General features: G+C 61.1%; 9 protein-coding genes. 7 read left to right on the top strand and 2 right to left on the bottom strand.

Features of this window, described 5'->3' with window-relative positions:
* Positions 1-174: 174 nt before the first annotated feature.
* Positions 175-1,488 (bottom strand): ATP-binding protein, encoded by a 1,314-nt coding sequence (locus EYC95_RS12130; protein ID WP_131060566.1) that lies wholly within the window; start codon positions 1,486-1,488, stop codon positions 175-177.
* Between the two features lie 101 nt (positions 1,489-1,589).
* On the bottom strand, positions 1,590-2,330 hold the full coding sequence (gene ompR / locus EYC95_RS12125) for a two-component system response regulator OmpR (RefSeq protein ID WP_010464774.1): 741 nt from the start codon (positions 2,328-2,330) through the stop codon (positions 1,590-1,592).
* Between the two features lie 360 nt (positions 2,331-2,690).
* On the opposite strand from ompR, the gene EYC95_RS12120 reads away from it, so the two are divergent.
* The 7 genes from EYC95_RS12120 to tauD all read left to right on the top strand — a co-directional run bounded on the left by EYC95_RS12120 (position 2,691) and on the right by tauD (position 11,146).
* Positions 2,691-5,015: a Tex family protein gene (locus EYC95_RS12120; protein WP_131060565.1), complete on the top strand. Its 2,325-nt coding sequence runs from the start codon at positions 2,691-2,693 to the stop codon at positions 5,013-5,015.
* Positions 5,015-5,398, top strand: coding sequence for a PaaI family thioesterase (locus EYC95_RS12115; RefSeq protein WP_131060564.1), 384 nt, complete (start codon positions 5,015-5,017; stop codon positions 5,396-5,398). The genes EYC95_RS12120 and EYC95_RS12115 overlap by 1 nt, the downstream gene beginning before the upstream one ends.
* A gap of 292 nt (positions 5,399-5,690) precedes the next feature.
* Positions 5,691-7,274 (top strand): glutamate--cysteine ligase, encoded by a 1,584-nt coding sequence (gshA, locus tag EYC95_RS12110; protein WP_131060563.1) that lies wholly within the window; start codon positions 5,691-5,693, stop codon positions 7,272-7,274.
* Between the two features lie 261 nt (positions 7,275-7,535).
* Complete coding sequence (tauA, locus tag EYC95_RS12100; RefSeq protein ID WP_131060562.1) at positions 7,536-8,513, top strand: taurine ABC transporter substrate-binding protein; 978 nt, start codon at positions 7,536-7,538, stop codon at positions 8,511-8,513.
* A 16-nt stretch (positions 8,514-8,529) separates the two neighbouring features.
* Positions 8,530-9,324, top strand: coding sequence for a taurine ABC transporter ATP-binding subunit (gene tauB / locus EYC95_RS12095; protein WP_131060561.1), 795 nt, complete (start codon positions 8,530-8,532; stop codon positions 9,322-9,324).
* Positions 9,321-10,160, top strand: a complete 840-nt coding sequence (gene tauC, locus EYC95_RS12090; RefSeq protein ID WP_131060560.1) for a taurine ABC transporter permease TauC — start codon at positions 9,321-9,323, stop codon at positions 10,158-10,160. The genes tauB and tauC overlap by 4 nt, the downstream gene beginning before the upstream one ends.
* A 143-nt stretch (positions 10,161-10,303) precedes the next feature.
* Positions 10,304-11,146: a taurine dioxygenase gene (tauD, locus tag EYC95_RS12085; RefSeq protein ID WP_131060559.1), complete on the top strand. Its 843-nt coding sequence runs from the start codon at positions 10,304-10,306 to the stop codon at positions 11,144-11,146.
* The last annotated feature ends 16 nt before the right edge of the window (positions 11,147-11,162 follow it).

Here is an 11,162-nt window from a genome sequence, read left to right as displayed (position 1 = left end):
ACTGAGAATCCAGGCTCAGCACTTCATACTGCCAGCCAGACGAGAGCGAAGTTACCCAAGAGTGGTCAAGCCTAGACCAGTCAAATACCCCAAAAAGAGGGCTGGAGGGCTTAACTGACTGGCATTAAGGCTAGCCCGCGAAGGGGCCATGAGCCCCACCACAAACCCTAGCTCTTACACCGCGTCTCGAGGCAGCATCAACCCAAGCGGCAACCGCACCCGAGCTTCAAGCCCACCACCGGACCGGTTACGCAACTCAACATTCCCGCCATGCATCGAAGCAATCCGCTTCACGATCGCCAGGCCCAGCCCTGTCCCCTTCCCGCCCCGAGCACGATCACCCCGAGTGAACGGGTTGAAGATCGCTTCCAGTTCAGAAGGATCAATCCCCGCCCCACGGTCCATGACGCTCAGCACCACATACGGCGCGCTGGTATCCCCAGACACATAAGCCGCCACCTCAACCCCGCTGCCAGCGTGATGCAAAGCGTTGCCGATCAAATTGTTCAGCAGCCGCTTCATCGACACCCGACGCAGGGGAAACGGCTGGATCGGTTCCAGGCGCAGCCGCACCTTTTCTTCGTTCTGGTTGTACGGTGTAGCGACTTCACGAACCAGGTCGCTCAGGTCCACTTCCTCGACAGACTCGTCACGACCATCGCGGATAAACGCCAGGAACTGGTCGAGGATCGCGTCCATGTCTTCGATATCGCGCACCATCGCCTCGGTGAGGTCGTTGTGGTCGCCCATCAACTCAAGGGACAACCGCAGACGGGTCAAAGGCGTGCGCAGGTCGTGCGACACACCGGCCAGCATCAGCTCGCGCTCGCGACCGGCTTGCTCAACGTCTTCAGCCATCTGGTTGAAGGCGCGGTACACCTCGGTCATCTCGCTCGGCGTGTCGCTGATCGGCAAGCGCACGCTGCGACCCTGGCCGAGTTGCCTTGCGGCATAGACCAGACGTTTCAACGGTTGATTGAGCTGGCTGACGAAGATCCACGCCGAGGCGGTAGACAGCAGGCCGATAGCGAGGAACCAGCCGAGCACATTCCAGATTTTCTGGCCGCGCAACGGATGCGGATAGAGCGGCACTTTCAGCCAGCCATCGCCCAGGCTAGGCGCCCGAACCCACAGGGCCGGCGGCGAGTGCATGCGTAATCGCACTTCGGTGTCGGTACCCAGCTCTGCCTGCATCTGCCGCTGATAGATCTCGCTGTAAGGCCAGTGTTGCTCGCCCTCCGGCACACCCGCGCCCACTACCCGGATCAGGGTGGCGGCATCGGCGATTTTCTCACGGTTTTTTTCGTCGGCGGCCCAATAGGCGCGCAGCGTCAGGGCGACGCCGTGGCTGTATTGGCGATCCACCAGCACGTCTTCGTTCATCAACAGATAAACCAGGGTCAGTGCCTTGGAGAACAGGACGACGATCAGCACCAACCACAGGGTGCGGGAGAAGAAACTCTGGGGGAACCAAACGGGGGTTTTCATGGATAACCGCTACACACTTGCAGGAGCGAGCGATGCTCGCATATTGCGGATCGCGAGTCTGCGGACAATCGTCCGCAAGACCCGCTCCTACAAATCGCCGATCACTTGGTGGCGGCGCCATCCGGAACAAACACGTAACCCACGCCCCAGACCGTCTGGATGTAACGCGGTTTGGACGGATCGGGCTCGATCATCCGGCGCAGACGGGAGATCTGTACGTCGATGGAACGCTCCAGGGCATCCCATTCGCGGCCACGGGCCAGGTTCATCAGTTTGTCGCGAGTCAGTGGCTGACGCGCGTTCATGACCAAGGCCTTGAGCACCGCAAACTCACCGGTGGTGAGCATGTGCACTTCGTCACCTCGCTTGAGCTCGCGGGTGGCCAGGGACAGCTCGTAGTCACCGAAGGTCACGCTTTCGTCCTCGCTGCCCGGCGCGCCCGGCACCGGCGTCGACTGACGACGCAGGACCGCTTTGACACGGGCCATCAGCTCATCCGGGTTGAAGGGCTTGGCCAGGTAATCGTCGGCGCCCAGTTCCAGGCCCTTGATGCGGCTCAGCTCATCGCCCTTGGCGGTCAGCATGATGATCGGGATCTGATTGTTCGCCGTACGCAGGCGGCGGCAGGCGGTCAGACCGTCTTCGCCGGGCAGCATCAGGTCGAGGACGACCAGGTTGAACACTTCACGCGCCAGCAGGCGATCCATTTGTTCGGTGTTCGGCACGGCGCGGGCACGGTAGCCCTTGCTGACGAAAAAACGTTCCAGCAGGCTGCTCAGCCCCGGATCGTCGTCAACAATAAGAATTTTTTCGCCTTCAGCATTGTTTGCAGTGCTGCTCATTAGATGCTCCTTTGATCTCGGCGCGCATTATGGCGTAGCTGCCGTTATACGCACCGTGTGCATTGTTAGCAGATTTTTCCTTCACCGCCAGAAACCCGGCCTTCGCGTTACCGCCCGGGATGCCCCTGAATGATAGAACGCTGGTTATAATGCGCGGCCTTTTGTGTCAGGCAACGTCTGATCATGGCTGCAGGTGACCACTTTATATTTTCATGGCGCCGGCAGTCATTGTTCGATTTCACGGGTCAACGGGATACCTGTTGATCCAGGTAGCGGCGCACGCCAGGCCGCTCAACCAGACTCGCCGAGCCTTTATCTCTGCGCCTGCGAGCCTGCTTTCACAATTTGTCAGGTGGTTTTATGGACAGCATCAACAGCCGCATCGCCGAGGAACTCGGTGTACGCCCACAACAGGTCGAAGCGGCCGTCGCGCTACTCGATGAAGGCTCTACCGTTCCCTTCATCGCCCGCTACCGGAAAGAAGTGACCGGCAGCCTCGATGACATTCAGTTGCGTCATCTGGAAGAACGTCTGCGCTACCTGCGAGAACTCGACGAACGGCGCATCAGCATCCTTGCCAGCATCGAAGAGCAAGGCAAGCTGACCCCGCAACTCGAACGCGACATCAAACTCGCCGACACCAAGACCCGCCTCGAAGACTTGTACCTGCCGTACAAGCAGAAGCGCCGCACCAAGGGCCAGATCGCCCTGGAAGCCGGCCTCGGCGAGCTGGCCGACGGCCTGTTCAACGACCCGAGCCTGACGCCGGACGCTGAAGCCGCGCGCTTCATAAACGCTGAAAAAGGCGTGGCAGATGTGAAGGCCGCCCTCGAAGGCGCCAAATACATCCTGATGGAACGCTTCGCCGAAGACGCCGGTTTGCTGGACAAACTGCGCAGCTACCTCAAGCAGGAAGCGACCCTCAGTGCCCGCGTCATCGCCGGCAAGGAAGAGGAAGGCGCCAAATTCCGCGACTACTTCGAACACGACGAACCGCTGAAAAGCATGCCGTCGCACCGTGCGCTCGCCATTTTCCGCGGACGCAACGAAGGCATTCTGAGTTCCGCGCTGAAAGTCGGCGACGAGCTGCCGGGCACGATGCACCCGTGCGAAGGCATGATCGGCCAGCAATTCGGCATCCAGAACCAGAACCGCGCCGCCGACAAATGGCTGGGCGAAGTGGTGCGCTGGACCTGGAAGGTCAAGCTCTACACCCACTTGGAAACCGATTTGCTAGGCGAACTGCGCGATGGCGCGGAAACCGAAGCGATCAACGTGTTCGCCCACAACCTGCACGACTTGCTGCTGTCGGCCCCGGCCGGCCCGCGCGCCACGCTGGGTCTCGACCCGGGCCTGCGCACCGGTTGCAAGGTCGCCGTGGTCGATTCCACCGGCAAGCTGCTGGATCACGCCACGGTTTACCCGCACGTACCGCACAACAAGTGGGATCAGACCCTCGCCGTGCTCGCCGCCCTGTGCGCCAAGCATGCGGTGGACCTGATCGCCATCGGCAACGGCACCGCCAGCCGTGAAACCGACAAGCTCGCCGCTGAGCTGATCAAAAAATACCCAGCGATGAAGATGACCAAGGTCATGGTTTCCGAGGCTGGTGCATCGGTTTACTCGGCATCGGAACTGGCTTCCAAGGAATTCCCGGACCTCGACGTGTCGATCCGTGGCGCGGTGTCGATTGCCCGCCGCCTGCAGGATCCATTGGCCGAGCTGGTGAAGATCGATCCGAAATCCATCGGTGTCGGCCAGTACCAGCACGACGTGTCACAGCTGAAACTGGCGCGCGGCCTGGACGCTGTGGTCGAAGACTGCGTGAACGCCGTGGGCGTCGACGTCAACACCGCTTCCGTGGCGCTGCTGGCCCGCATCTCCGGCCTCAACGCGACCCTGGCGCAGAACATCGTCAGCCACCGCGACGAGCACGGCGCGTTCAAAACCCGCGCGGCACTGAAGAAAGTCGCGCGTCTGGGCGAAAAAACCTTCGAACAGGCGGCCGGTTTCCTGCGCGTCATGAACGGCGACAACCCGCTGGATTCGTCGGCGGTTCACCCGGAAGCCTATCCGCTGGTACAGCGCATCGCCGCTGAAACCGACCGCGACATTCGCTCGCTGATCGGCGATGCGAGCTTCCTCAAGCGTCTCGACCCGAAGAAGTACACCGACGAAACGTTCGGTCTGCCAACGGTCACCGACATCCTGCAAGAGCTGGAAAAACCTGGCCGCGACCCGCGTCCGGAGTTCAAGACCGCCGAGTTCCAGGAAGGCGTCGAAGAGCTCAAGGACCTGCAACTGGGCATGATCCTCGAAGGCGTGGTGACCAACGTGACCAACTTTGGCGCGTTCGTCGACATCGGCGTGCATCAAGACGGTTTGGTGCACATCTCTGCGCTTTCGGAGAAGTTCATCAAGGATCCGCGCGAAGCGGTGAAGGCCGGTGACGTGGTGAAAGTGAAAGTCATGGAAATCGACATTCCGCGCAAACGCGTTGGCCTGTCGATGCGCATGAGCGACACCCCGGGCGAGAAAATTGACGGTGCCCGTGGCGCACGCCCCGGCTCGTCTTCCCGCCAATCCCAGAACACTGCACCGCGTAAAGAAACCCCGGCGGCGGCTCCGGCCAACAACGCCATGGCTTCGCTGTTCGCCAACGCCAAGCAGCTGAAGAAACACTGATGAAATTCCCTGCCGGGCTGACCGAAAGCGCTTTTTTCAAGTTGCTGGGGTGTCGTTTGCACAGTCTGGAGACCGGGGTGGCGCAAGTCGCCCTCGGGCTTGCGCCAGAGCTGCGCAATCGCGGCGGCAAGCTGCACGGCGGGGCCTTGTTCAGTCTGGTGGACATTGCCATGGGGCTGGCCTGTTCCAGCACCCACGGCTTTGACCAGCAGAGTGCGACCATCGAGTGCAAGATCAACTACATTCGCGCCGTTGAAGGCGGCGAAGTGATGTGCACGGCGCGGGTCATTCACCCGGGCCGGCGCACGCTGGTGGTCGAAGCTGACGTGATGCAGGGCGACAAACTGGTCGCAAAAGCACAAGGCACGTTCGCTGTCCTGTAGCTAGTGCTCATCAATTTGAGTTAATTTCGGCGCTGTAACCGCAGCGCCGGAGTTCCCTGTGGGAGCGGGCTTGCTCGCGAATGCGGTGGGTCAGATGACTTTAATGTTGCCTGACCCACCGCTTTCGCGAGCAAGCCCGCTCCCACAGGGGATTGCGGCGATCAATCATTGGCTGGCTGCCAGCCGCCGTGTGCGATCCAAAACCAGGCGAAAACGCCAGTTTCAACTTCACCCTTGTAGACCGTCTTGCCCACCCCCATATTGGGGCGACTGACGCGTGAAGGAATCCAACTTGAGCGAACTTCTCAACCGCCGCCTGGCTCTGCTCGGCGAGCGCGCTAACCTCTCTCTGCTCGAACAGTGCCTTCACGGCATCGAACGTGAATGCCTGCGCGTGACCGGCGAAGGTCGCCTGGCGCAAACGCCGCACCCGGAAGAATTGGGTTCCGCGCTGACCAACGAACAAATCACCACCGACTATTCCGAATCGCTGCTGGAGTTCATCCCCCCGGCCCTGCCCGACCCGGCAGACACCCTGGCGAGCCTCGACAGCATTCACCGTTTTGCCTACAGCAAGCTCGGCAACGAGTACCTGTGGAGTCCATCGATGCCGTGCCCGTTGCCGGCCGAGGAAGACATTCCGATTGCCTATTACGGCACGTCCAACATTGGTCAGCTCAAGTACGTCTACCGCAAGGGCCTGGCCCTGCGGTACGGCAAGACCATGCAGTGCATCGCCGGGATTCACTACAACTTTTCCCTGCCGGAAAAGCTCTGGCCGCTGCTCAAAGCCGCTGAAGACTTTGTCGGCACCGACCGTGACTATCAGTCGTCAGCCTACATCGCCCTGATCCGCAACTTCCGTCGCTACAGTTGGCTGCTGATGTACCTGTTCGGCGCCTCCCCTGCGCTGGACGCCGGTTTCCTGCGCGGTCGTTCGCACCAGTTGGAACAACTGGACCCAGACACCCTGTACTTGCCGTACGCCACCAGCCTGCGCATGAGCGATCTGGGTTACCAAAGCAACGCCCAGGCCGGTTTAACGCCGTGCTACAACGATCTGGCCAGTTACACCGACAGCCTGCGCAAAGCGGTTGCCACGCCGTATGCGCCGTACGTCGAAATCGGCACGCATCAGGACGGTGAGTGGGTTCAGCTCAACACCAACATCCTGCAAATCGAAAACGAGTACTACTCCAACATCCGTCCAAAACGCGTGACTTACACCGGTGAGCGGCCGATCCAGGCGCTGGTGGCCCGCGGCATTCAGTACGTCGAAGTGCGTTGCCTAGACATCAACCCGTTCCTGCCGATGGGCATCGACCTGCCGGAGTCGCGCTTCCTCGACGCGTTCATCCTGTATTGCGCGCTGAACGACAGCCCGCTGCTGACCAATACCTCGTGCAGCAATGCGACCTCAAACTTCCTCAGTGTGGTCAAGGAAGGTCGTCGTCCGGGCCTGCAATTGCAGCGCGACGGTCAACCGGTCGACCTGAAGGAATGGGCCGCCGAGTTGCTGGAAAAAATAGCTCCCCTCGCGGCGCTGCTTGATCAAAGCCACGGCGGCGATGCCCACAGCAAGGCATTGGATGCGCAGCTGGCCAAGGTCAAGGACCCGTCCCTGACGCCGTCGGCCCAAGTGCTGGCAGCGATGGCCGCGCACAAGGAGAGCTTTGCCCAGTTCTCCCTGCGTCAGAGCCAGGCGCATGCGGAGTTTTTCCGCAGTGAGCCGTTGAGCGGCGAAGATCAGGCGAAGTTTGAAGCACGCGCGCGTTCCTCGCTGGCTGAGCAAGTGGAGCTGGAGCAGAACGAAGTCGGCGATTTCGATGTGTTTGTCGGGTCGTACCAGGCGAGCATTCTGGCGATCAGCAACTAACCTGCCAGTACAAGTCCCCTGTGGCGAGGGGGCTTGCCCCCGCTGGACTGCGCAGCAGTCCCCTGCATTTTTCCGATAAACCGAGTTGATCAAATTACGACTGCTTCGCAGCCGAACGGGGGCAAGCCCCCTCGCCACAAAAGCCCCTGCTTAGAATTTTCCGCTCATAAGCTCATTCGAAAAAGTTATTTATTTTCGGATTCTTAGATCATTTAGTCTCCTTTCACGCCGACTCTCGGTCGCCTGACAAGGAGCTTCCCAATGAAACTGAATTTCCCTCTTCGCCTCCTGGCGGCCGCGTCTCTGGCTGCGGCGAGTTTCCTGGCCCAGGCGGCCGACGTGACCGTCGCCTACCAGACCACCGTTGACCCGGCGAAAGTCGCCCAGGCTGACGGCGCCTACGAAAAAGCCACCAACGCCAAGATCGACTGGCGCAAATTCGACAATGGCGCCGACATCATCGCGGCCATCGCTTCCGGCGACGTGCAGATCGGCTACCTCGGCTCCAGCCCTCTGACAGCAGCGATCACCCGCAAAGTCCCGGTTGAAACCTTCCTCATCGCCACGCAGATCGGTGCCGCTGAAGCCCTGGTCGCCCGCGACGGTTCCGGGATCAAGACCCCGCAGGACCTGATCGGCAAGAAAATCGCCGTGCCGTTCGTTTCCACCGGCCACTACAGCCTGCTGGCCGCCCTGAAGCACTGGAACATCGACCCGTCGAAAGTCACCGTCCTCAACCTCGCACCACCGGCGATCGTCGCCGCCTGGAAACGCGGTGACATCGACGCCACTTACGTCTGGGACCCAGCGCTCGGTGTGGCCAAGGAAAACGGCAAAGTACTGATCACCTCCGGCGAACTGGCCAAGTTCGGCGCGCCGACCTTCGATGCCTGGATCGTGCGTAAAGACTTCGCCGAGAAGCACCCGGAGATCGTGACCGCGTTCGCTAAAGTGACCCTGGATGCCTACGCCGACTACCGCAAAGACCCAAAGGCCTGGCTCGCCAACCAAAGCAACGTCGACAAGCTGGTGAAACTCTCCGGCGCCAAGGCCAGCGACATTCCGTTGTTGCTGCAAGGCAACGTCTACCCGCTGGCAGCTGATCAGATGATCACCCTCGGCGCGCCGACCACCAAGGCCATCACCGACACCGCCGCGTTCCTCAAGGAACAAGGCAAGGTCGAGGCCGTGCTGCCGGATTACGCCCCCTACGTCAGCGCCAAGTACATCACCAACTGACCGGGAGTTAACTGCGATGGCTTTGCTACAACTGGAGCGCATCAGCGCACAGTACCCCGGTGCAGCGGAACCTGTGCTGGCGGATATTTCTCTGAGCCTTGGGCCCCAGCAATTGCTGGTCGCCCTCGGCCCGTCCGGCAGCGGCAAGACCTCGCTGTTGAACCTGATTGCCGGTTTCGTCGAGCCTAGCGCCGGGCGGATCACCCTCGATGGCGTGCCGGTCAAAGGCCCGAGCGCCGAACGCGGCGTGGTGTTCCAGGACGATGCGCTGCTGCCTTGGCAGGACGTGTTGGCCAATGTCGGTTTCGGTCTGGAACTGGCCGGCATTTCCCGGGACAAACGCGAAATCCGCGCGCGGGAAATGCTCGCCCTGGTGGACCTTTCCGGTTTCGAAAGTCGCCGAATCTGGCAGCTCTCGGGCGGCCAGAAGCAGCGTGTCGGCCTGGCCCGGGCCCTCGCCGCCGACCCTCGCGTTCTGCTGATGGACGAACCTTTCGGCGCCCTCGATGCCTTTACCCGCGAACAAATGCAGGAGCTGCTGCTGCAAGTCTGGCAGCGCACCGCCAAGCCGGTATTTCTGATTACCCATGACATTGAAGAAGCGGTGTTCCTCGCCACGGATTTGATTCTGCTGGCGCCGAACCCAGGGCAAATCGTCGAGCGCCTGAGCCTGGATTTCGGCCAGCGTTACGCAGCCGGCGAGTCGGCTCGCTCGATCAAGTCCGACCCGCGCTTCATCGAAACCCGCGAACACGTGCTCGCGAAAGTGTTCTCCCAACGCAGCACCGCCCAGCGGCAGGAGCGCGCATGAGCAGCTATGAAATTCCGGCCGCGACGGTAAAAACCAACGGCCAATCGGTGGTCATTCCGGTACGTCGCAGCCTCAGCACTCGGTGGATCAGCGTGCTGACGTTGGTCGCGCTCGTGGTCGTTTGGTGGGCCGTCACCGCCACGGGGATGATCGAACCGCTGTTCCTGCCACCACCCTCCGCCGTGCTGCAAAAAGGCTGGCTGCTGGCGACCACCGGCTACATGGATTCGACCTTGTGGCAGCACTTGGGCGCGAGTCTCAGCCGAATCGGTTTGGGTCTGGGTTTCGCGGTGCTGACCGCCGTGCCGGTCGGCATCGCCATCGGCCACAACCGCATCGCTCGCGGCATTCTCGATCCGCTGATCGAGTTTTACCGCCCTATCCCTCCATTGGCTTATCTGCCGCTGATCGTGATTTGGTGCGGCATCGGTGAGCTGTCGAAAGTTTTGCTGATCTACCTCGCGATCTTCGCCCCGATTGCCATCGCTACCGCCACCGGTGTGCGCACGGTCGACCCGGCCAAATTGCGCGCGGCGCAATCGTTAGGTGCAACCCGGGCGCAGTTGATTCGCCACGTGATTCTGCCCAGCGCCTTGCCGGACATTTTGACCGGTGTGCGCATTGGCTTGGGTGTGGGTTGGTCGACGCTGGTCGCCGCCGAATTGATCGCCGCCACCAGCGGGCTGGGCTTCATGGTGCAGTCGGCCGCGCAGTTCCTGGTCACCGATGTGGTGGTGCTGGGGATTCTGGTGATCGCGTTGATCGCCTTCGCCATGGAGATGGGCTTGCGCGCCCTGCAACGTAAATTGGTGCCGTGGCATGGCCAGGCTCACTAAACATTTTTAATGTGGGAGCGGCGGTGCGACGATTCGACTTGCTCGCGAATGCAATCTGTCAGTCGATATCCATGTGACTGATACACCGCTTTCGCGAGCAAGCCCGCTCCCACAGTCGGCGCCCCGGATTGAAGAGAAAGACCATGAGCATCCTGACAATCGTCCCCCTTAGCTCGGCCCTCGGCGCGCAAATCAGCGGCGTCGACATCAGCCAGCCGCTGAACCTGGAACATCGCGACGCCATCGAGCAGGCATTGCTCAAGTATCAGGTGCTGTTCTTCCGCGAGCAGCCAATCGAGCCACAGCAACAAGCGCGATTCGCCGCCAATTTCGGCGACCTGCATATTCACCCGATCTACCCGAATGTGCCGGAACAGCCCGAAGTGCTGATCCTCGACACCGCCGTCACCGACGTGCGCGACAACGCCATCTGGCACACCGACGTGACCTTCCTGCCGACCCCGGCCATGGGCGCAGTACTCAGCGCCAAGCTGCTGCCGGAGTTCGGTGGCGACACACTGTGGGCCAGCGGCATCGCGGCGTATGAAGCGTTGTCCACGCCGATGAAAACCTTGCTCGAAGGGTTGACGGCTACCCACGACTTCACCCGCTCGTTTCCGCTGGAACGTTATGGCAACACGCCTGAAGCGTTGGCCCAGTGGGAAGAGGCGCGCAGGAAGAATCCGCCGTTGTCACACCCGGTGATCCGCACACACCCCGTGAGCGGGCGCCGCTCATTGTTCGTCAATGAAGGCTTCACGTCGAAGATCAATGAGCTGTCGGAGACTGAGAGCGAGGTGATTCTGAAGCTGTTGTTTGCTCACGCGACACGACCGGAATTTACGATTCGCTGGCGTTGGCAGAAGGACGACGTGGCGTTTTGGGATAACCGCGTGACACAGCATTACGCCGTGGATGATTACCGGCCGGCGCGGCGGGTGATGCAGCGGGCGACAGTGTTGGGGGACGTGCCGTTTTTCCGGTGATCATCCAATACTTGTA

It is taken from the genome of Pseudomonas sp. BGI-2 (assembly GCF_004310295.1).
In the GTDB taxonomy this organism is placed as follows: domain Bacteria; phylum Pseudomonadota; class Gammaproteobacteria; order Pseudomonadales; family Pseudomonadaceae; genus Aquipseudomonas.
Note: the sequence above shows the minus strand (reverse complement) of the source record. Positions and strands in the feature narration are given on the sequence as shown.